Here is a 22,904-nt window from a genome sequence, read left to right as displayed (position 1 = left end):
GGTAGTGAAGGGAATGGCAATAAAAGTTTCGGCAGAAGAAAAATCAAAATTAAAGGGACAGGGATTTATTCCTCAAAGGGATGGAAAACATTTTGCTTGTAGAGTAATCACAGAAGATGGAAATTTAAATTCTAATGAAACAAGGGTCCTTTCTGATATAGCTGAAAAATATGGAAGAGGATATATGAGCTATACTACAAGACTTACAGTAGAGATACCATGGTTAAACTATGAAGATATTCCAAAGATAAAAGGTGAATTGAAAGATGCTGGGCTTGAAGCAGGAGGAACAGGACCAAGAGTTAGACCGGTAGTTTCTTGTAAAGGGACCGTATGTGTATTTGGACTTTTAGATACGCAAGAGTTAGCAAGAAAAATACATGAGAGATTCTACAAAGGATATTATAATGTACTTTTACCACATAAGTTTAAAATAGGTATAGGAGGATGTCCAAATAATTGTATAAAACCTGACTTAAATGACTTTGGTATAATGGGACAAAGAGTTCCAGCGTATGATGAAGATTTATGCTCAGGATGCAAAAAATGTTCAGTGGAAGAAGCCTGTAGAAAAGGTGCAGCTAAAGTTATTGATGGAAAGCTTCATATAGACATAGAAAAATGTAATAACTGTGGATTATGTATAGATAAATGCCACTTTGATTCAATAGAATGTGGAAAAGAAGGAGTTAAATTGTTTATAGGTGGAAAATGGGGAAAAGTTCCAAAAAGAGGACAAATGATTGAAGAAATTTATTCCTATGATGAAGCTATGAACATAATAGAAAAATCAATTTTATATTATAGAGAAAAGGGTAAAACTGGAGAAAGATTTGGAGACATGGTAGATAGAATTGGCTTTGAAGAAGTTTCAAAAGCTATATTAGAGAATAAGATTCTTGATAGAAAAGAAGAAATATTAAGTGCAGAACTTCACACTAAAAGAGGATATTCCTGCTAGATGATAGATAAATAGAAAATAAAAAAAAGGCGTGAAATTTAGATTTATATCTTAATTTTATGCCTTTTATTTTGTAAATAATATTAATGCTAGTACTATTTTAATATTTCTCATATGATTATTATCATTTATACTTTAGGGGAGAACATTGTTCCCCCTTACACAAAATATATTTTTATTTATTAATTTAAATTTGTATTCAATTGTACATTATAATCATACTCATAATCTGATAGGTATTGTCCTTACAGCTGCTGTAATAGTGAGAATCAAAAAAATGATAGTATCTATAATTACAGAAGTATTAATTAGAATACCTATTATGCAATAAACACTATAAATAGCTGTTGCCTTGAAAAAAATTCTTAAGTGGATTATAGCAAATTTTTTACGCCTTTCACTTGTTGCAGATTTTGCAGCCTCATAGCTTGTTCCATTAATCCAGTAAATATTCTCTGTTTTATATATGATATAAAATAAGATAAGAAGAACAATGAGGGTTAGTAGCAGGAGTATTTTCGATATAACTAATGTTGAAAATTCTGAAAAATATTTTGTCACTACAATACTTGTTGATATCATCAATACTAAAGCGCCAATTGTCCACATTATTAAAAGTTTATATGATTTGGCTCTATATTCTTTCTCCATGAGAAATTCCTCCGTAAAACTAATATAAATAATTTTTACATCATTCTTTATTATAATTATATCTAAATTATAGTCTACTAATATACTAATTATAGCATTAATTACAGTATAATGGATACAATTAAACAACTATCAACAATTGTGAATTGCGAATTTAAAATTTAAAATAGCTACTAAAAAATAGCAGCTATTTTTACTTATATGTTAATATTAGCACCGGTATATCTATATTATCTTTTATACATCATTTGCTAGATCAATTTCACCGTTAGGATTAACAGTAATAATAATGATGCCATCCTTATCGGTTCGTAAGACAGTTGCATTTAATTTTTTTAGCCTATCTAGAACTTTTGTTGAAGGAGCATTGTCATTATTTTCATCACAGGTAATAACAGCATACTTAGGATGTACCATTTCAAGAAACTTTTTAGATGAAGAACCGGAACGGCCATGATATGCTATTTTTAGTATGTTGGAGGATAAATCTGTTGTTGTATCTAATAAATCATTCTCTGCATCATTTAAAATATCACCGGTAAACAGCATTGATTTTCCGGCATAGTCTACCTTTACTACAATTGACGTATTGTTTACATCATTATAATCATTTGATAAAGGTGCAAGAAAGGTAACTGTGGCACTGCCCAGTAAAAAATGGCTTCCAGGTTTAGGATTTTCCACATGAATATTGTAATTTTCTATAGCTGAAAGCATTGCAGAATAGTCATCGGAATTATTTTTTACTACGTCCGTTTTATATAGAGTGCCTATATCCATTCCACTGGAAATAATCCCTGATATCCCACCGATATGATCTTTATCAGGATGAGTTGCGATAATGGCAGAAAGGCTTCTTATATTTTGCTCGGAAAGATAAGAAAGTATATCATCAGTATTTTTAGAATAGCCTGCATCAATTAACATAGCCTCGCCTTCACATTGCAAGAGAATACAGTCACCTTTGCCTACTGGATAAAATGTGGCTGACAGGCCTCTTTCGGAAGCTGGATGTTGAGGGGTAGAACGACAACTGGTAAATAAAAGAGAAAAAATTAGCAGTAGATAAACTAAAATAAAACGATGCTTTTTCAATATATTCATCCCTTTCTGTTGTTTTATCATTATTTAATGTTTCTATAGTGGTTATATTTTAGCATAAGTTAATTATAATGAGTTTATTTTTATACTTTTTGTTTTGAGTTTTTATGTTTTTCACAATAGCACTTAATATAGGGTTTCACAATAAAAAATTAATTTATACATGATTTTAATTTCCATAACAAAAATTCTTTTCTATGAATGAAAAATTAAGAATGAAAAATGAAGAATTATGGTTAAAACTCCACTGCTAAAGCCTTTGGAGTTTTCTAAAAATAAATTCTATTTTAAGAAATTCACCTCTAGTGAATTTTTTCCTGAATTCTTCATTATTAATTGTTAATCCTTAATTTCTAAGGATTTAAGCTATTTTTTAGAAAAATTATTTTCCAGAGTATATTTTNNCTAAATTATTATTCAGAGTAAAATACTATGATTTAATAAATGCTATGATAAGAAATAGTAGCATAAGGTAAACTAACAGAGAGAAGTCCTCATAGCTGAAAGGGATTTTAAGTGTAACTTGTGTGAATGCATCTTTGAGCACTGTCTCGAAATATAGTAGACGACAGCGTGTACGCCCGTTACAGCGTTGAGGTATGATTGTACCAAAAATGAGATGTCATTGTATATTTTTGTTATACACATGATAATTAGAGTGGAACCGCGGAAGATAACTTCTGCCTCTAAATTTTTAGAGGCAGGGGTTTTTTTATTTTTTAAAATAATATATAGGAGGATTATTATGAATTCTTTACAATACTTTGATTCCATAGCTGAAAGTTGGAACGTTATACGAAGCGAATACTTTGAAGAAAGATTAAAGTATAAAATTTTATCAATAACAAATGTAAAAGACAAAGTTGTGGCTGACTTAGGCTGCGGTACAGGTTTTGTTTCTCTGGCATTGGCTAATGAAGCAGGCATAATATTTTCTGTTGATAGTTCTAGAAACATGCTTAAGGAATTATCAACTACTATTTCAAAAAAAGGTTATAAAAATGTCTACCCTATAAAATCTTCACTTGATAACTTAGCACTATTTGATGAGTCACTAAACACAGTGTTTATAAATATGGCACTTCATCATATAAAAGATGCTAAAAAGGCAATTGAAGAGATGTATAGAGTTCTAAAAAAAGATGGAGTAGTTGTTATTTCAGATGTCATGGAGCATAAAGGAGAATGGGCAAGAGAAGAAATGTTCGATGAATGGCTTGGCTTTTCAAATGAGCAAATGACAAAATGGCTAGAAGATGCTGGCTTTAAGAATATAAAAATAGAAAATACAGATTTAAGCTGCAAAGGATATTCAAGTAAAGGTGAATACACTGAAACAGGAATTTTCTTAGCTAGCGCAGTAAAATTATAATTATATTTAATTTAGGAGGAATAAAAAATGAAATTTGAATCATTATTAATTCACGGTGGAATAGATGGAGATAAGCATACAGGAGCGGTAAATGTGCCTATTTATCAGACTTCAACTTATAAACAACCTCAATTTGGTGTAAATAAAGGATATGAATATTCTAGAACAGGCAATCCAACAAGAGAAGCATTAGAAAAGCTTGTTGCAGACCTTGAAGAAGGATATGCAGGTTTTGCCTTTGCTTCAGGAATGGCTGCTACAACTGCAGTACTTTCACTATTTAAATCAGGAGATAAGATAGCAATTTCGAATAATGTATATGGTGGAACCTTCAGAGTTTTAGATAAGGTATTTAACAACTTTGGTATTGAATACTCTATAGTTAATACTTCAGATTTAGATGAGGTAAGAAACAGCATTGATGAAAAGGTAAAGGCCATATATATAGAAAGTCCTACAAATCCTCTTATGGATGTAACAGATATCGAAGCAGTTTCAAAGATAGCTAAGGAAAAGGGTATATATACAATCGTTGATAACACTTTCATGACTCCGTATCTACAAAAGCCAATAACTCTTGGAACAGATATAGTTATTCACAGTGCAACTAAATATCTTGGAGGTCACAGCGACATAGTTTCAGGTGTTGTTGTTGTAAATAGCAAGGAACTAGCAGAAAGGCTTCATTTCGTTCAGAATTCTACTGGTGGAATTCTAGCTCCTTTTGATTCTTTCCTTTTAATAAGAGGAATTAAAACCTTGGCAGTAAGAATGGATAGACATAACTTAAATGCAAAACTTGTTGCTGAATTTCTAAGAGATAGAGAAGAAATAGAAAAGATATATTATCCTGGTTTTGAGGATAATCCAGGTTATGAAATTCAATCAAGACAGGCTAAGGGTTATGGCGGAATGTTATCCTTTGTTCTGAAAGAAGGTTATGATTATAAAAAATTCCTTGAAAGCCTTGAAATGATAACCTTTGGAGAAAGTTTAGGAGGGGTTGAGTCTTTAGTTTGCCACCCTGCTTCTATGACTCATGGTTCCATACCTTATGAACTAAGACAAAAGATTGGTATTGTAGATAATTTAATAAGATTATCTATAGGAATAGAAAATCCTGAAGATTTAATAAAAGATTTAGAAAATGCATTAAAGGAGAGTAGATAAAATGGTTAAAGTAGAAAGCTTTTTATTAGATCACACAAAAGTTAAGGCACCTTTCGTAAGAAAATGTGGAACTCAACAAGGACAAAAGGGAGATACAATCTCTAAGTTTGATTTAAGATTTTTACAACCTAATGAGGAAGAACTGCCAACAGCAGCAGTGCATACCCTAGAGCATCTACTAGCAGGATATATGAGAGAAAAGATGGATAATATCATTGACATTTCTCCAATGGGCTGCAGGACAGGATTTTATATGATAGCTTGGGGAGAAGTTGAAGTTAATACTGTTATTGAAGCATTAAATTATGCATTAAATAAAGTTATAGAAACAGAAGAAGTTCCTGCAACTAATGCAGTACAATGTGGAAATTATAGAGATCACTCTCTATTTTCAGCAAAAGAGTATGCAAAACATGTTTTAAAGAAGGGTATTAGCGGTGAAATATTTAGATAGTGTTAAGGAGCTTATAGGTAATACCCCTATTATAAAACTTAACAATTTAGGCATTAAGCCTAGAGTTAGCATTTTTGCAAAGCTTGAAAATTATAATCCAGGTGGAAGTGTTAAGGATAGAATAGGAGTGTACATGATTAAGCAGGCTGAAAAAGAAGGAAGGCTAAGACCAGGGTATACAATAGTTGAAGCTACTGCTGGTAACACTGGAATTGGTGTGGCTCTCGCTGCAATAAATAGTGGTTATAATATAATCTTTGTAGTTCCAGAAAAATTTTCAGTTGAAAAACAGGCATTGATGAGAGCACTAGGAGCTACCATAATAAATACATCTAGAAAAGCTGGTATGCTAGGTGCCGTTGGAAAAGCCGAGGAATTGCTGAAGACTATAGAAAATTCAATAAGTTTAAGGCAATTTGAAAATAAATCGAATCCATTTGCTCATTATGAAACCACTGGTCCAGAAATATATGAGGCTATGGATGGGAAAATAGATTATTTTGTCTGTGGAGCTGGTAGTGGAGGAACTTTTTCAGGAGTTACTAAATTTCTTAAGAAAAAAAATTTAAATATTAAAGGAATTTTAGCTGACCCTCAGGGATCTACTATGGGTGGTGGAAGGGAAGGTTGCTACGATATTGAAGGTATTGGTAATAACTTCATACCTAACACTATGGATATGAGCTTAGTGGATCAGGTTATAAAAGTTACTGATGAGGAAGCTTATGAAATGGTTAAGGTTTTAGCTCTAAAAGAAGGGCTTATTGTTGGAGGTTCCTCTGGGGCTGCTGTTGCTGCTTCCTTAAAACTGGCTAATCAAATTGATAGAGGTAATATAATTACTGTTCTCCCTGATAGAGGAGATCGGTATTTCAGTAAAAATATTTATTAGTTAATATGGATGATGGTAAAGCTATAATTCATAATTTGAAACTGGTACAGAGATTTTAAAGTTAAATGATCCATTTTGTAGATATTTTTAAAACTAACTTTTATATAAAATACAAATTGCAAATGCTATAAAAATATGTGCTTGACGTAAAAAGCTACAATACATTAAAATTAAGTACTATTTAAATGCTAATTTTAATAACATGCTTATAAAGGTCAAGCACATATTTTAGTGTTTGATATTTAATATTATATAAAAATATAGGAATCTAGTTTTAAACTATTAAATCTTAAATTTTTCTTCCAAAACTTTCTATAATAAAATTAAAATTTTTATACTCCAACACTAACTGTCTCAGGAAGAGTGCTTCCACCATCTATAACTATCTGTGTCCCTGTAATGTAAGAAGATTCATCAGATCCTAAAAAGGCAGCAAGTTCTCCTACTTCTTCAGGCTCTGCTAATCTTTTTAATGGAACAGCATCTGCAATTCCATTAATAACAGCATCAGGATTTTCAGAATTAGATTGAACTGCGATACTTTGAGCCATTGGAGTGCTAACATATCCTGGACAAATAGCATTAACAGTTATATTATGCTCTGCCACTTCTCTTGCTAAAGATTTAGTGAATCCAATTAAGGCTGCTTTGGTAGTAGCATAAGCAGTTTCTAAAGGATCAGCTACTATGTCTCCTGTAACAGAGGACATTATGACTATCTTGCCGTATTTTTCCTTTATCATTAATGGTAGAACAACCTTTGTAACATTCCACACTCCTTTAATATTTACATCTATATGAAAATCCCTATCTTCATCTGACATATCTAAAAATTTACCAAGTTTACATACACCAGCATTATTTACAAGTATATCTATTTTTCCAAACTTATCAGTAGATTCTTTTACTGCCTTATTAATGCTGTCCATATCTGATACGTCAGCTTTTATGGCTAACGCTTCAAATCCTTCTTTATTTAATGTTTCTGCTAAGGTTTCTACTGAAGAAGACCTTGCAATTAAAACAACTTTTGCACCATGTTTTGCATATACCTTTGCAATTCCTTCACCAATTCCTTTAGAAGCACCAGTTATAAGTGCAACTTTACCTTCTAATTTTCTCATAATTCTCCCCCACCAATAATAAAATATTTTGCTTAAAATATAAGTAGTTTATACATATATTTTACATTTTATTAAAAATATTACTTTACGTCAAATTTAACTTTATTTGGGAAGGTTCATTTTTATTCTCATTAAATAATATAATGTTATAAATATATAAATATAATTATGAACTGTCCCTTAAACATATGTATATGCTAACTGTTGAGATATTGGATTATTAAAGATCTATTAGGAGAGTATTAAAGGTTATAGCAATTAAGAAATTATAATATCAACTTAAAGAACTTTATAATTATCTATAAGTTTTCCTCTCCCCATTTATTCATAACTTCTAAAACAAGGAATAAGGTTTTACCCTTCTTTGTTAAGAAATATTCAACTTTAGGAGGAATTTCATGATATTCTTTACGATTAATTAAACCATCCTTTTCTAATTCTTTTAGTTGCTGGCTTAACATTTTATGAGTAATTCTATTAAGTCTTTTTTTAAACTCTCCATATCTCATAATCTTACCTATACTTATGTGATATAGTATAAGTATTTTCCACTTACCTCCAATGGTACTTAAGGTATATTCTATTGGGCATATATGATTATTTTTATCTTGAATAGGCATAGATTCTATTTCTCTTCTTTTGTATAGTATCTTACTTAAAAGTGCATACTTTAAAGCTTATGTCATATCAATTATAATAAATATATAGTATAATATATGTTAAAAAGTGGAATTAAATAAAAGTATATTAAGTAGGGAGGCTTAATTATGAACGAAATTTTAAAAACTATAAGAAATAGAAGAAGTACTAGAGTTTTTTTACCAGAGCAAATAAAAGAATCAGAACTAAATGCTATATTAGAAGCTGGGATTTATGCACCTAGTGCTACAAATAAGCAACCTTGGCATTTTACAGTAGTTCAGAATAAAGATCTAATAGATAGATTAAATTATAGCTTTAAAGAATTTGCTAAAAAATCTGATAACGATTATATGAGAAAATTTGGAAGTAATGAGAAGTTTCATGTGTTTTATAACTCGCCAACAGTAATATTAGTTTCTGGAGAAATAGGTAATAAATATGCTTCAATTGACTCTGCAGCAGCAGTAGAGAATATGTTAATAGCAGGAGAGTCTTTAGGAATTGGTTCATGTTGGATTGGATTCATTGAATACTTATTAAATAGTGATGAAGGAAAAGATTTTATTAATGAACTTAAAATACCAGAAGGATTTAGACAGATACATGCAGTATCATTTGGATATAAGAGAAATGCTTTAGCTAATGCACCTGCAAGAAGGGAAAATACTATTACCTATATAAAATAGAATGTAGAAGCTTTTAAGATAAGATTGACTTACGAATATGTAAATCAATCTTATTTTTTAGAATGTATCTTAAATTTTAAGGAACAGTTTTTAAGTTTTCTGATATTTCCATTTGTTTAAGTATTCCTCACTAATTAAAAAATGAATGGAAATGGTAATAAAGATAATGCAACTATAGAAGCAAATGGAAATCTTCTACGTCTAAATCGTCTGAACATTCTTCTACGACGGCGAGGTCTGAATTGTCGATATTGATCTGGATCTGGATCTGGACCGTCTTCCATCATATCTTCGCCAACCAACATAGTAACGCCATCCATATCTACATCGTCAATAATTCCGTCAAACATACTTCCATCTGTCATTGTTATAATAACGTGAAAGCCTAAATACATGTTACATCTATCGCGTAAACTTTGCATGTCTCTGTAATAATTATTGTTTTCTGGTACCATTTTTTACCAACCCCTTTCTAATATCATAGTATTCGTTTGTAAGGAGGATGGTACAATTTTAATGAATAAATCTTGAAAAAAATTCGACAAATAATTTATCTATTTATTTCATTTAAAGCTACGTGAACTGCTACTAGTTACTTCGTTGAAGTAGTAAATTTAAGGGACGGTTCATTTTCATTAAACAATATAATTTTATAAAACATAATTATGAACTGTCCCTTACAGAAGATATGAAAGAGGTGTAGATGATGAAAGAATGGTTAAGAAATGCTATGAGTAAAAATAAAAAATGTCAAAGAAGAGGGACTTCTTTTTTACTGCTACTTTGTATATTTTCCATATTATTTTTAGTTTCATGTACCTCAAAACAGTGAGAGAATGATGTTATAGAAGGAGATATTGTAGAAGGATATATTACAATTATTCATGATATTTATCCAGCGAAAGATGATGTCTTGAAAGTAATTGCCTTAGATTTAGAGCAAGCTACAAACCTTAGTGAAGAAGATAAGAAGATATTATTGGAACAGCTTTCAAAAGATTATTCAAGTGAAATAAAGCTAAAAAACAAAAAACAATTAAAAGAAGAGGGATATATAAACGAAAAAGGATTTAAAGATGGAGTTTTAATTAAAATTGATAAAGTGAGCAATGAATCAGGTGATAAGGGGTTTAAATATTCTATTACTAGATGGCACGGTCCAAAAGGGGCGGCTGGATACGATAATAGTATAATCTTATATGAAAATGATATATGGAATATTCGCAAAGGGAGTTTGTGGGAGGCATAATATAGATAAACTTTATACAATTGAAAATTGACTATTGACAATGGAGAATTATGGATACTTCTCTTTTACAAGAGAAGTTTTAAATTCATTTATTTTAAAAGTGACAGAGTCACTTTTATTGAAAAATCTATTTAAAGAAATTAATTTATAAAGAATTAATTTCAACCATAATTGTAAATTATCCATTCTCAATTCTCAATTGCATAAGATGCTCCTTAGAAGTGTGGAGCATCTTATTTTTTACTAAGTAAATTATTGAAGCTTACCGCCTTCAATAATAACTTCTTTAGGATCAACGTCTTTTCCATAGGAAGGAAGTAAAGTTTCGTCATAAGCTTTTTGAATAAAGTTTTCTTTACCAAGTTCTGTTAATTCATCGTTAATCCAATTAAGAAGTTCTGTATTTCCTTTTTTTACAGCAGGTGCAATTGTATCTTGATTTCCAAGGCTAGTAATGCTTGTTGTATAGCCTTTATTTTCTTTTGCCCAAGAAAATAGTAGTGTGTTGTCATGAGCAAGTGCAGCGCCACGACCATCTTTTAAAGCTTGGAATGCTTCTGTATTTTGTTCGTATTTTAATAATTCAATATCTGGATAATTTTTTGTGAAATATGCTTCAGCAGTTGTACCTTTATTTACAATAAGTTTTTTACCCTTTAATTGATCTACATTAGTTATAGGTGCTCCATCAGGAGAAACAACACCTAGTGATACTTTCATGTAAGGATTAGCAAAATCAACTTTTTCTTTTCTTTCATCAGTTACAGTAAAGTTAGCAAGAAGAATATCAACTTTGTTAGATTCAAGATATTCAACTCTGCTTGCAGCTTCAACTAATACAAATTCAACTTTATTTTCATCACCAAGTAAATCTTTTGCAAATTGTTTTGCAATGTACACATCAAAACCTTGATTTTTTCCATTAGAATCTACATAACCAAAGGGTGGTTTGTCACTAAATACACCAATTCTGACTTTATCATTTTTCTTAATTTGCTCAATTCCAGTTGCAGTATTAGAGTTTGAGCAACCAGCCAATATACCCATTACAAGAATAAGAGTAGATAATATGTATAATATTTTATTAGATTTTTTCATTATAAAGCACCTCTTTCAAAATTAAATATATTCAAGAATCCTTTTGCACGTTCTGTTTTAGGATTATTAAAGAATTCTTCTGCAGTGGATTCTTCTGTAATTTTTCCTTTATCGATAAATATAATCCGATTAGCTACAGCTTTTGCAAACTCCATTTCATGGGTAACGATAATCATTGTCATGCCTTCTTCAGCAAGTTCTAGCATGACATCAAGTATCTCGCGGACCATTTCTGGATCTAATGATGCAGTTACTTCATCAAATAGCATGATTTCTGGATTCATACAAAGAGATCTTACAANNAGCTGCCTTGGGTATGTATCTTTTTTATCTAGCAATCCAAATCTCTCTAATAATTTTAATGCTTGATTAGTTACCTCAGACTTGTCCCTTTTTTGCACCTTTAAGGGGCCAAGCAAAATATTCTCCATTATAGTCATATGAGGGAATAGGTCGTAATTTTGAAAGACCATTCCAATTCTCTCCCTAATTGAATGCCATTTTGTACTATCTTTATTAATTACTTGACCATCTAATTTAATTTGACCTGATTGAATTTCTTCTAGTCCATTAATGCATCTTAATAGAGTACTCTTACCACAACCAGATGGGCCTAAAATAACAACAACTTCTCCTTTATGGACATTAAAAGAAATGTCAGATAATGCCTTTGTACCATCATATTGTTTATTTAAATTCTGGATTTCCAATAATCTATTTTGCGATGTCATAACAACACCTCCTTAGTTCTGCCACTTTTTTTCTAATGTTTTTGAGAAAAGAGATATAGGATAGCAAATTATAAAATATAGAAAAAATATAAATCCATAAACCCAAAATGATGCTGATGGATTTTTAATAATTGATGCTTCTATTATTTGCTGACCTACTTTTAGGACTTCAACAACTCCAATAAGCACCACTAAAGATGTTGTCTTTATCATACGGGTAGCAAGATTGATAGCTGCAGGAATTAGACGACGTAATGCTTGTGGAATAATAATATAAAAGTAAATTTGAGCATCAGTAAGCCCAATTGCTTTACCACTTTCTTTTTGATGTTTTGGAAGTGAGGTAATGGCCCCACGTACAATATCACCCATCTCAGCACTTCCCCATAGGGTGAACACAAGTATAGAAACAAGCTCACCATCTAAATGGATGTTCAATGCCTTAGTAAGTCCAAAGTAAAAAAGAAACAACCATACTAGTGTAGGAATAATTCTTACTGCTTCTAGATAAATTCTTAGTATAAATCTTATGAGTTTATTATTAGATGTCATAAGAATACCCAAAATAACACCAAGTATTAAGGAAATAGAAATAGAAATAAGTGCAATTCGTGCAGTTACCCATAGTCCTCCAAAAAGTCTAGATAAATTAGTTCCCTGAAAGAAAACATTAATTCCCAAGCTCTGCATAACGTACTCTCCTTTCAATTAGGGTAAGTAGGAGTGATAATGGCAATAAAATAATCAAATAAGCTCCTACAAGCATAACTAGGGCTTCCGTTGTTTTATAATACATTCCAATTAGATCTTTAGTTACAAACATTAAATCCCCAAGGGCAATAGCACTGACAATTGATGTTTCTTTTAATATAAAGATTGCATTAGCACCTAGGGCAGGTATTGCAACTGTAAAAGCTTGTGGTAATATTACATATCTAATCAGTTGTGCTTTAGTAAGTCCAATGCTAAGACCAGATTCAATTTGAATTTTGTTTACTGCTTCAAATCCACTGCGAAATGCCTCAGCCATATAGCTTCCCCCTAGAAAGGCAAGGCTAATGACAGCACAGGTATAGGCTTCAAGTTTTATACCCATCTTAGGCAATCCATAATAAAGGAAGAACAGTTGGATTAAAAGAGGGGTATTTCGTGAAAGTTCAATATAACCGCTAACAATATGCCTTAAAACTTTTACTTTATAATAAATGATTAAACTACAGATAAATCCGATAAGTACTGATAACGCAACACCCCAAAAAGCTAGAGTAAGGGTTAGTTGTGTAGCTTTTATGTAAAGGGGAATGTTTTTTAAAATAAAATCAATATCCATATAACTCACCTCCTAAGGTTAAAATGTATAATACATATATGTTTAGTATGAATAAGATTGTAGCTCTGTAAAGATGAAAAGTCAATAGGTTTTCAAAATTCATTTTTATAATACATATATGATTAGTATGATATTGACTTTAATATTATTTATAGGTAACATATAAATAATATTAAACAACTATGAAATGGGTGAATATAGTGAGAATATCAGCAAAAGGACGTTATGGTTTGGCAGCAGTGATTTATATGGCACAACTTCATCAAAATGGAGAGTACATTACAATTGTGAAAATATCGGAAGCACTTGGTTTATCAAAAATTTATTTAGAGCAGACATTTTCATTATTAAAAAGAGCAGAAATAGTTACATCTATCAAGGGTGCACAAGGAGGATATAGATTGACACGAATGCCCAGATATATAAGCGTATTTGAGGTTTTGTCAGCGATCGAAACTTCTTTATTTGAAAAAACAGAAGAAACTGTTGAGAATAAAGTATCAGCACTAGAATCTGCTATGCAGTCATTCGTCTTTGAACCACTTGATAGTGCAATTGAAACAAGTTTAAAAAAAATTACATTATATGAATTAGCAAATGAATATGAAAAACAAAGAGAAGATAATGACTTTATGTTTTTCATTTAGTCATCATAGTTAACACTTGTTACCAAATAACAACTAAAGAAGATATGTTTATATTATTTTATGAATGAAAATTATAACATCACAATACAAACTCCAATGGAGTAGAAAAAGATACAACTACTTTTGTAGTTGATGGTGACGTATTAAGTGGTTCATTAAACATTATGGGTGAAAAAATGATTTTTCCAATGGAAAATTAAATGGAAATGAATTTGAATTCTCAGGAAAAATCAAAAAACTTATTAAAAAATACCATATATAGCAAAAGGTTCTGTTGAAGGAGATATATTAAATGCTATTGTAGACACAAAGTATGGTAAATTGCCTATAAAAGGAACTGATATAAAATAATAAAGCAAAACTTTTTAGTTATTAAATATAAGTATCATTAACAAAAATAAATTTAAAAAGCGTCACAAATTAGTGACGCTTTTTTTAGTATTGCTGGCATGGGGCATAGTGATAGCTATTAGTTTAAAATAAATGAATATGTAATATAGATTTTTAAAACTTAAATAAGTAGTGATAGGCTAGATAAATTAATTTGATGTTAGTTATATGAAAAGTATTTATTAGTTTTATAAGTAATATTGACATAACATGTAAAATATGTTATAAAAATAATAGCTGTTAGCACTCAAGGGAAAAGAGTGCTAATAATCATGCTATATGAAAACAGTAGAGTGCTTAATAATAGTTAAATTAATTTTTAAAAAGTAATTTAAATGATAATATAACTTGTTTTCAAAATTTTATAATAGTTAGCTGAAAGGTCACATTCTTTAAAAACGGGATGAAAGACTTTTATTTGTATATATTTTTTATTGTGAAGGGAGAGATTAAATTTGGAAACAAAACAATTTAAGGCAGAGTCTAAGAGACTTCTAGATCTTATGATTAACTCAATTTATACTCATAGGGAAATTTTTTTAAGAGAACTTATTTCTAACGCCAGCGATGCAATTGATAAAATTTATTATAAGGCATTAATGGACGAGTCTTTGACTTTTGAAAAAGATGATTATTATATTAAGGTAGCTTCTGATAAAACAACTAGAACAGTAAGAATTTCTGATACTGGTATTGGAATGACAAAAGAAGAACTTGATGATAATCTTGGGGTTATAGCAAAAAGTGGGTCTTTACAATTTAAAAAAGAAAATGAATTAAAAGATGGATATGACATAATCGGGCAGTTTGGAGTAGGATTCTATTCTGCATTTTTAGTAGCTGATACTGTTACTGTTATAAGTAAAGCTTTTGGTAGCGATGAAGCTTACAAGTGGGAATCTAAAGGTATCGATGGATATACCATTGAACCATGTGAAAAAGATTCTATTGGTACAGAAATCATACTTAAGATAAAAGAAAACACAGAAGATGAGAACTTTGATGAGTATTTAGAGGAATATAAACTACAGTCTATAATTAAGAAGTATTCTGATTTTATTAGATATCCAATAAAAATGGACATAACTAGAGAGAAACTTAAAGAAGGTACTGAGAATGAATATGAAGAGTATCTAGAGGAACAGATTGTAAATAGTATGGTTCCTATATGGAGAAAGAATAAAAACGAGCTTACTAAGGAAGATTATGATAACTTTTATTCTGAAAAGCACTACGGGTTTGATAAACCAATAAAACATATTCATACCAGTGTTGATGGTGCTGTAAGTTATAATGCAATTTTGTTTATTCCAGAAAAAACACCATATGATTTCTATACAAAAGAATATGAAAAAGGTTTAGAGCTATATTCAAATGGTGTTCTAATCATGAATAAGTGTGGCGATTTATTACCTGATTATTTTGGATTTGTTAAAGGTATAGTAGATTCAGAAGATTTATCTCTTAACATATCTAGAGAGATATTACAACATGATAGGCAATTAAAACTTATTGCTAAAAATATAAAAACTAAAATAAAAAATGAGTTAGAAAACATACTAAAAAATGAGAGAGATAAATATGAAGAATTCTACAAATCTTTTGGAACACAATTAAAATATGGCGTTTATAGTGATTTTGGAAGCAATAAAGATGTCCTGCAAGATCTATTAATGTTCTATTCTTCAAAAGAGAAAAAGATGGTAACTTTAGCTGAATATGTTTCTAGAATGCCAGAAGATCAGAAATATATTTACTATGCTGCTGGTGAATCAAATGAAAGAATTGAGAAACTACCACAAACAGAAATTGTATTAGATAAAGGATATGAAATATTATACTTTACAGAGGATGTAGACGAGTTTGCTATAAGAATGCTGATGAAATATAATGATAAAGAATTTAAATCTGTATCAAGTGGTGATTTGGGTATAGAAATGGAAGAAAACGAAAAATCAGCTAGTTCAGATGATAAGGACAATAAAGAACTCTTTGAACATATGAAAGATATTTTATCAGATAAAGTGAAAGATGTTAGAGAATCGAAAAGATTAAAGAATCATCCAGTATGTCTATCAAACGATGGTGAGCTTTCAATTGAAATGGAGAAAATTTTAAATGCTATGCCTAACAATGAAAATATAAAAGCAGATAAAATTTTAGAAATAAATACAAATCATGATGTGTTTAAGTCATTAAAAGAAGCTTATGAGAGTGATAAAGACAAGCTTAAATTATATACAGATTTATTATATAATCAAGCATTACTTATAGAAGGATTAACTATAGCTGATCCTGTAGAATTTACAAATAATATATGTAAAATAATGATGTAGGCAAAAAGCATGTAATGCTTATTTATAATTGATTCCGAAAAATAAACAAATAAAAACCTAAAAATCTATATAGATTTTTAGGTTTTTATTTGTTTCAATCTTAATTTTTCTATGTATTTGTTAATAAATTATTTAAAAACAGGAGCTTGATATATATTATTAAGCTCACATTAAACTAAATAATATATTGTTTTAGATAAGGAATTCATTAAAATGAATTGATTCTGAAAATAAAAAGAAATATAATTTAAATAAATGAAAATGAATTACAATATCACTATTAGAAAATCTTAATTTTATTAATAAATAACAAGATATTCTTAAAAATATATAATTAATTTAAGTATTTTAGAAATTTTATAAGGAATGTTAATTAATTGTTAAATTTCTTTATAGCAATATATTTTATGAGAATAGGAGGTGATAATTTTGGAGATTAAAAAAGATATAGTAGACATATATTATAAACATGTTGAAGCAAAATATTGTTGTAAAACTTCAGATGAATTATTAGGAAAGAAATATGTTATAGGAAAACAATTTGGTGTAGGAAATTTTTCAAGGATGAGAATAGAAGATGGATTGGAAATATCAAAAATCGACATTGATTATAAAATGGAGATGGCTTTTAATAACAGGGAATTTGATGGAGATATTTTAGAATTGGGATATTGTTATAATGGTAACATGAAAATTTTTTCAATGCCTGATAATAAAAAGTATACACTGGAAGCGGGAAATATGTTTATTTATAAGGCATTAAATGATGTGGACTATTTTAAGTTTAGACATAATAAGTGCAAGATTATATCTATTCAAATGAATTTTAACACCATTAAAAGTGCTATAAATCCAATATGGGAAGATAAAGTAATAATAGATTGGGAAGAGAATATAAATAATATATTTAAAGAAAATATATTAGTAATTGAAAAAGCTAGCTATGATATAAAAAAAATAGCAGAACAAATAGAATTTATTTCAATTAAAGATATAATGAGCTATATGAATCTTAAATTGAAAACAATAGAGTTTTTAGCTACTGTTCTTGAAGAGAAATCTAATAAAAGAGTTTTAGAAAATTCAAAAGATCGAGAAACGGAGATTGTAACTATGGCTAAAGAGATAATAAATAAAAATCTTCAGAATTCACCATCTGTTAAAGAATTAGCTGATAGTTTAAACATAAGCTTATATAAATTGCAAGAAGGATTTAAAAATGTTACAGGGTATACTGTTTATGAATATATACAAAAATTAAAAATTGAAAAAGCAAAATATTTATTAAAAAATACCAATATGTCTATTATAGAAATTGCAAACGAAGTAGGATATGAAAATCCAAGTAAATTTGCAAATCTATTTAAACGCTATAATAATATAACTCCATCGAAATATAGAAAATTATAATAAAAACGTTAGATAAGTAGTTCTCGTATTTTCTTAAATAATATAGTAGAAATGTTTCAAGTTTAACAAAAATCATATGTTTGATTTTTGTTTTTGGAGCATTTTTTATTTTTTTGGAGCAGATATTGATAATGATTATCAATTATAATTATATTGTAAATATGTTGGATATGTTTTAAAACTTTATAGAAAGAAGGGATGTATATGAGATTATTTAGCCAAGTTTAAAACAATATTTAAAATAAAATTATATTTTAGGAGGAGGAAAAATGAGAAAGAAATCAAACTTTGCATTTCTTCTTGAGGTATCTGGCAAAGAAAAAAATAAGCTATATATATCTGCTATATTTAGTGTAATAAGTTCTCTTCTTGCAATAGCACCGTATATTCTAATGTATAATATAATACTAGAATTTTTTAAAGTAGAAATGAATTATGAAAAAATTAGATATTTAGCTATAGTTGTGGGAATTGTTGTGGTGGTTAGAATGATAATATTTTTAGCATCAGGAGTATTTTCTCATGTAGCAGCATTTACAATACTTTACGAACTTAGAATGAAAGCTGTAAATCATATATCAAAATTAAACATGGGATTCTTTACAGAACATACTATTGGAGAAGTAAAAAAAATTATAAATGAAGATATAGAGAAGCTAGAAAATTTCATAGCACATCAAATTCCAGATTTAGCTTCAGCAATTGTTACGCCAATTATAGTCATCTCTTATCTTATGTATTTAAATTGGAGATTAGCATTGGTTTTATTTATTCCAATTATCCTAGCTTTTATAAGTCAAATGGCTATGTTTAAAGGTATGAAGAAAAGAATGGTGAAGTATCATCATTTACTTCAAAAACTCAATTCTACCATAATACAATATATAAATGGAATAAATGTAATGAAAGCATTTAATCTATCTGCAAAGTCTTTTAAAAATTATAAAGATGTTACAGAGGAATATGCAGATTATTGGATTGATGTAACCATGAAAAGTGCTCCACTCTACGGAATATTTTTAGTTCTTATAGATTCAGGACTCTTATTTATGATACCTATAGGTGGAATTATGTTTTTAAATGGAAGTATAAATGCTTCTACCTATATATTATTCTTAATTTTAAGTGCAAACTTTCTTGCTTCTTTTAAGCAGTTACTAGAATTTGGAGGAACTTTTTCAATGCTTTTAGAGGGAGCAGGAAGGGTAAGAAGTATTATTGAACAAGCACCTCAGATGTCAGGAAGTAAGATTATAGATAAAAATTCTAAGGGAAAGATAGAATTTAATAATGTTACATTTAAATATGATAAAAAAGAGATTATAAAGAACTTATCCTTAACTATAGAATCTAAAAATGTAGTTGCACTGGTCGGACCTTCCGGTTCAGGAAAGACTACATTAGCTCAATTATTAGGAAGATTTTGGGATATACAAAAAGGGAGTATTACAATTGATGGTATAGACATAAGAGAAGTTAAGATGGAAGAGCTGATGGATAAAATATCTTTTGTATTTCAAAATGTCTTTATGTTACAAGATACTATATTAGAAAATATTAAGATGGGGCTAAATAAAAATGATGAAGAAGTTGTTGAAGCTGCTAAAAAGGCACAAATTCATGATTTTATAATGACATTACCTAAAGGATATAATACGTCTCTTGGAGAAGATGGAGTTAAGCTTAGCGGAGGCGAAAAACAAAGAATATCTATTGCTAGGGCAATATTAAAAGATAGCCCTATTGTAGTTCTTGATGAAGTAACTTCATATTCAGATGTAGAGAATGAGGGGAAAATACAAGAAGCTCTTAGAACATTATTAAAAGATAAAACAGCTATAATAATAGCTCATAGATTATATACAATAAAGAATGCAGATAAAATTATAGTTTTAGAAGAGGGAAAAATTTTAGAGCAAGGAACTCATAGTTCTCTTATGAAGAAAAATGGACTATACAGGCATCTCTGGGATATGTATGACTATGAAGCTATAGAATCAGAAAGGGGAGCTTGATATGCTTACTGATATAAAGAAATTATTAGGTGAAGAGAGTAAAAAACTTAGAAAGCCTATAATTCTATTGACTATAGATACTTTATTTCATATGTTTTTTTATTCAATGTTATATTTTGTATTGCTTGATTTAATCAAAGAGGATTTAAACTTCTTAAAAATTAAAAAATATTCAATAATGATGGTGGTCGCTTTTATTACTAGAGCTTTAGTTAATGTAAAAGGATATACTGGCATACAAGCAAAAGGAGCTCGTGCTATAGAAAATATGCGTATTTCACTGGGGGATCATATTAGAAATATAAATTTAGGATTTTTTAATAAAAATAGTATAGGAAGCTTATCTAATATAATGACCAATGATTTACAAGATTTTGAGAATGTAATAACCCACAGTACTAGTGACCTAATAAAAACAGTATTTCTTAGTGTATATCTTCTTATAATGACTTTCTTTATCGATTTACAATTAGGGCTTATTCAATTAATAGTAGTATTTATTGCTATGCCGATTATTTATGTGGGAGGAAAGAAAGTTACAACTATAGGAAATCAAAAGAAAAAGGTAATGAATGAAGTTATATCAAGATTAGTCGAATATATTAATGGGATACAAGTATTTAAATCCTATAATTTAGTAGGAGAAAAATTTCAGAGATTAGAAAAATCTTTTAGTGACTTTAAGAAAGAAAGTATAAGAACAGAGGTTGCAATTGTACCTTTTGTACTAATCTTTCAAATCATAGTTGATTTAAGCTTTCCAATATTACTACTTATGGCAACAACAAAATTTGGAGCAGGAAGTATTGGAAAAATAGAATTTTTAACATTTATTATAATAAATATAGCGCTTACAAACGTATTACGAGGGTTTGGAGCACAATATGGAGTATTTAGATATTTTAAATTAGCATCACAAAAGTTGATAGATACATATAATCAACCTGAAATGAGCTATAAATATGAAAATTTAGATTTTGATAATTATGATATTGAATTTGAAAATGTAGACTTTAAATATGAAAAAGGAGAAAATACTATAGACAATTTAAGTTTTAAAGCGAAGGAAGGGACTATGACAGCTTTAATTGGCCCTTCTGGCTCAGGAAAAACTACAGTTATAAGCCTTATAGCTAGGTTTTGGGATGTTAATAATGGAAGTATAAGAATTGGCGGAAGAGATATAAAGGATATAAAACCAGATTTATTATTAAAGCATATAAGCATGGTTTTTCAAGAGGTCTATCTTTTAAATGATACAATATACAATAATATAAAATTAGGGAATCCAAAAGCTACTAAAGAAGATGTAATAAGAGCAGCTAAAATTGCAAATTGTCATGAGTTTATAGAAAAACTGGATAATAAATATGATAGCTTAGTTGGAGAAGGTGGATCTACTCTATCAGGAGGAGAAAAACAAAGAATATCAATAGCTAGAGCTATACTAAAGGATGCACCTATAATATTATTAGATGAGGCTACAGCATCTTTAGATGCAGATAATGAATTCGAAATAAGAAAAGCCATAAAGAAACTTACAACGAATAAAACAGTTATAGTAATAGCTCATAGATTAAATACTATAAAGGATGCTGAGCAGATTATAGTTTTAAATGAAGGTTCTTTAGAGGAAAGAGGGAATCACAAACAGTTAATGGAAAATAAAAAAAGATATTATAATATGTATAATGAAATGGAAAAAGCTAAAAACTGGGCAATATAATTTATATTAGGTGATGATTAGCATGCAGCAAAAAGCGCCATTTTCTATAGGGGATATTTTATGCCTTTTTTATAAGTGAATATTTACCTATTAATACAAAATTATATTTTGAATAATAAATGTGGAGAATCATAATACTTAATGAGCATATATTTTATAAAAGAGAAACTGTCAAGCTAAGTGTACACTTAGCTTGTTTTTCATTAAAATCTTATAACTATGTCTCATATTCAAGATATTTTTGTGATTTATCATTTAAGATATTTTCTTAGCTATAACTTCTTCTTAAATTATAGTTGAAAAATCAATTATTAACTTCATTAGTACCATGTTACTATCAACTATAGGAATCAACGAAATATATACTTACATTTAGTCCTTTTATATTATAAGCTACTTGGATTGAAGATAATTATAAGGTTTTTTATAGCTAATTAGTTTCACACATAAAATTGCAATTATTATACAAATAAATTTAATATTATTTAAAATCTTTACAATTAGTAACTTATTATAATAAAATATATGCATAAAAAGAACGAATAATGTAGTAAATTTATATATTTGTATTTAAAATTAAAGTTATATACAAAAATATTTTCTATATTAATCTTAAAAATATAAAGAAGATACACGCTAAGTTTTTAAGTAGTATGTTTTACAATGAAGTTTAATCATTTAATAATTCAATTAAAGGTGTGCCGTCTATAAAATAAATCTATTATACTTATTCCATTAAATTGTATATAATCAGTTAGTGTTAGATATGTTAATAAGGCATCTTCAAAAAAATAATAGACCAGTATGTTATCCTATTTTTCATCATACTGCGTTGTCAGAACTTGCTCATAGCACCACTATGAACAGAACCTGACGCCTTGTCTGATATAAGGCATATTCAAAAAATAACTAGTCAGTA

General features: G+C 29.0%; 21 protein-coding genes and 1 other annotated feature. Of the genes, 12 read left to right on the top strand and 9 right to left on the bottom strand.

Annotated features, from left to right (window positions below; all coding sequences use genetic code 11):
* Positions 1 to 13 precede the first annotated feature (13 nt).
* On the top strand, positions 14 to 961 hold the full coding sequence (locus B3603_RS14160; protein ID WP_291566034.1) for a (4Fe-4S)-binding protein: 948 nt from the start codon (positions 14 to 16) through the stop codon (positions 959 to 961).
* A gap of 222 nt (positions 962 to 1,183) precedes the next feature.
* On the opposite strand, the gene B3603_RS14155 is transcribed toward B3603_RS14160, so the two are convergent.
* Entirely contained in the window at positions 1,184 to 1,612 is a 429-nt protein-coding gene (locus B3603_RS14155) for a hypothetical protein (RefSeq protein ID WP_291566032.1), read from the bottom strand.
* Positions 1,613 to 1,849: 237 nt separating this feature from the next.
* Positions 1,850 to 2,707, bottom strand: coding sequence for a ComEC/Rec2 family competence protein (locus tag B3603_RS14150; RefSeq protein ID WP_291566030.1), 858 nt, complete (start codon positions 2,705 to 2,707; stop codon positions 1,850 to 1,852).
* 446 nt (positions 2,708 to 3,153) lie between these two features.
* Positions 3,154 to 3,404: a binding site (T-box leader), on the top strand.
* 54 nt (positions 3,405 to 3,458) lie between these two features.
* Here B3603_RS14150 and B3603_RS14145 point away from each other — a divergent pair.
* Genes B3603_RS14145 through B3603_RS14130 form a run of 4 tightly spaced genes read left to right on the top strand, consistent with a single transcriptional unit; the run spans position 3,459 to position 6,601 of the window.
* A complete protein-coding gene (locus B3603_RS14145; RefSeq protein ID WP_312573312.1) occupies positions 3,459 to 4,085 on the top strand; it encodes a class I SAM-dependent methyltransferase in 627 nt (208 codons plus the stop codon).
* Between the two features lie 27 nt (positions 4,086 to 4,112).
* Complete coding sequence (locus tag B3603_RS14140) at positions 4,113 to 5,255, top strand: trans-sulfuration enzyme family protein (RefSeq protein ID WP_291566026.1); 1,143 nt, start codon at positions 4,113 to 4,115, stop codon at positions 5,253 to 5,255.
* A gap of 1 nt (position 5,256) precedes the next feature.
* Positions 5,257 to 5,709, top strand: coding sequence for an S-ribosylhomocysteine lyase (locus tag B3603_RS14135; protein ID WP_291566025.1), 453 nt, complete (start codon positions 5,257 to 5,259; stop codon positions 5,707 to 5,709).
* Positions 5,693 to 6,601, top strand: coding sequence for a PLP-dependent cysteine synthase family protein (locus B3603_RS14130; RefSeq protein WP_291566022.1), 909 nt, complete (start codon positions 5,693 to 5,695; stop codon positions 6,599 to 6,601). The genes B3603_RS14135 and B3603_RS14130 overlap by 17 nt, the downstream gene beginning before the upstream one ends.
* 332 nt (positions 6,602 to 6,933) lie before the next feature.
* Here B3603_RS14130 and ucpA read toward each other — a convergent pair whose 3' ends face one another.
* Positions 6,934 to 7,725 carry an SDR family oxidoreductase UcpA gene (ucpA, locus tag B3603_RS14125; protein WP_291566020.1) on the bottom strand — a complete coding sequence of 264 codons (792 nt, stop codon included), beginning with the start codon at positions 7,723 to 7,725 and terminating at the stop codon, positions 6,934 to 6,936.
* A gap of 299 nt (positions 7,726 to 8,024) precedes the next feature.
* Entirely contained in the window at positions 8,025 to 8,345 is a 321-nt protein-coding gene (locus B3603_RS14120; protein ID WP_291566018.1) for a winged helix-turn-helix transcriptional regulator, read from the bottom strand.
* Between the two features lie 147 nt (positions 8,346 to 8,492).
* On the opposite strand from B3603_RS14120, the gene B3603_RS14115 reads away from it, so the two are divergent.
* Complete coding sequence (locus B3603_RS14115) at positions 8,493 to 9,053, top strand: nitroreductase family protein (protein WP_291566016.1); 561 nt, start codon at positions 8,493 to 8,495, stop codon at positions 9,051 to 9,053.
* A 134-nt stretch (positions 9,054 to 9,187) separates the two neighbouring features.
* On the opposite strand, the gene B3603_RS14110 is transcribed toward B3603_RS14115, so the two are convergent.
* Positions 9,188 to 9,475: a hypothetical protein gene (locus B3603_RS14110; RefSeq protein WP_291566014.1), complete on the bottom strand. Its 288-nt coding sequence runs from the start codon at positions 9,473 to 9,475 to the stop codon at positions 9,188 to 9,190.
* A gap of 491 nt (positions 9,476 to 9,966) precedes the next feature.
* On the opposite strand from B3603_RS14110, the gene B3603_RS14105 reads away from it, so the two are divergent.
* Positions 9,967 to 10,302 carry a hypothetical protein gene (locus B3603_RS14105; RefSeq protein WP_291566012.1) on the top strand — a complete coding sequence of 112 codons (336 nt, stop codon included), beginning with the start codon at positions 9,967 to 9,969 and terminating at the stop codon, positions 10,300 to 10,302.
* Positions 10,303 to 10,554: 252 nt separating this feature from the next.
* On the opposite strand, the gene B3603_RS14100 is transcribed toward B3603_RS14105, so the two are convergent.
* The 4 genes from B3603_RS14100 to B3603_RS14085 form a co-directional block, all read right to left on the bottom strand.
* The gene (locus B3603_RS14100) at positions 10,555 to 11,400 is read right to left on the bottom strand and encodes a cysteine ABC transporter substrate-binding protein (protein ID WP_291566010.1); all 846 of its coding nucleotides are present in this window, start codon (positions 11,398 to 11,400) and stop codon (positions 10,555 to 10,557) included.
* The gene (locus tag B3603_RS14095; protein WP_291566008.1) at positions 11,400 to 12,131 is read right to left on the bottom strand and encodes an amino acid ABC transporter ATP-binding protein; all 732 of its coding nucleotides are present in this window, start codon (positions 12,129 to 12,131) and stop codon (positions 11,400 to 11,402) included. Before B3603_RS14095 ends, B3603_RS14100 begins: the two co-directional genes overlap by 1 nt.
* A gap of 12 nt (positions 12,132 to 12,143) precedes the next feature.
* Positions 12,144 to 12,821, bottom strand: a complete 678-nt coding sequence (locus B3603_RS14090) for an amino acid ABC transporter permease (RefSeq protein ID WP_291566006.1) — start codon at positions 12,819 to 12,821, stop codon at positions 12,144 to 12,146.
* Positions 12,802 to 13,461, bottom strand: coding sequence for an amino acid ABC transporter permease (locus tag B3603_RS14085; RefSeq protein ID WP_291566004.1), 660 nt, complete (start codon positions 13,459 to 13,461; stop codon positions 12,802 to 12,804). The genes B3603_RS14090 and B3603_RS14085 overlap by 20 nt, the downstream gene beginning before the upstream one ends.
* Positions 13,462 to 13,661: 200 nt before the next feature.
* Between B3603_RS14085 and B3603_RS14080 the strand changes: the two genes are divergently transcribed.
* From B3603_RS14080 to B3603_RS14060, 5 genes are all read left to right on the top strand, one after another.
* Positions 13,662 to 14,108, top strand: coding sequence for an RrF2 family transcriptional regulator (locus B3603_RS14080; protein WP_291566002.1), 447 nt, complete (start codon positions 13,662 to 13,664; stop codon positions 14,106 to 14,108).
* A gap of 845 nt (positions 14,109 to 14,953) precedes the next feature.
* Complete coding sequence (gene htpG, locus B3603_RS14075; RefSeq protein ID WP_291566000.1) at positions 14,954 to 16,834, top strand: molecular chaperone HtpG; 1,881 nt, start codon at positions 14,954 to 14,956, stop codon at positions 16,832 to 16,834.
* A gap of 429 nt (positions 16,835 to 17,263) precedes the next feature.
* A complete protein-coding gene (locus B3603_RS14070) occupies positions 17,264 to 18,244 on the top strand; it encodes an AraC family transcriptional regulator (RefSeq protein ID WP_291565997.1) in 981 nt (326 codons plus the stop codon).
* A 269-nt stretch (positions 18,245 to 18,513) separates the two neighbouring features.
* Positions 18,514 to 20,259, top strand: coding sequence for an ABC transporter ATP-binding protein (locus B3603_RS14065; protein WP_291565996.1), 1,746 nt, complete (start codon positions 18,514 to 18,516; stop codon positions 20,257 to 20,259).
* A gap of 1 nt (position 20,260) precedes the next feature.
* Positions 20,261 to 21,985, top strand: coding sequence for an ABC transporter ATP-binding protein (locus tag B3603_RS14060; protein WP_291565994.1), 1,725 nt, complete (start codon positions 20,261 to 20,263; stop codon positions 21,983 to 21,985).
* Positions 21,986 to 22,904: the final 919 nt, after the last annotated feature.

It is taken from the genome of Clostridium sp. UBA2485 (genome assembly GCF_002341865.1).
GTDB lineage: Bacteria > Bacillota > Clostridia > Clostridiales > Clostridiaceae > Clostridium_J.
The sequence above is the reverse complement of the archived record's forward strand: the minus strand, read 5'-3'. Positions and strand labels throughout refer to the sequence as shown.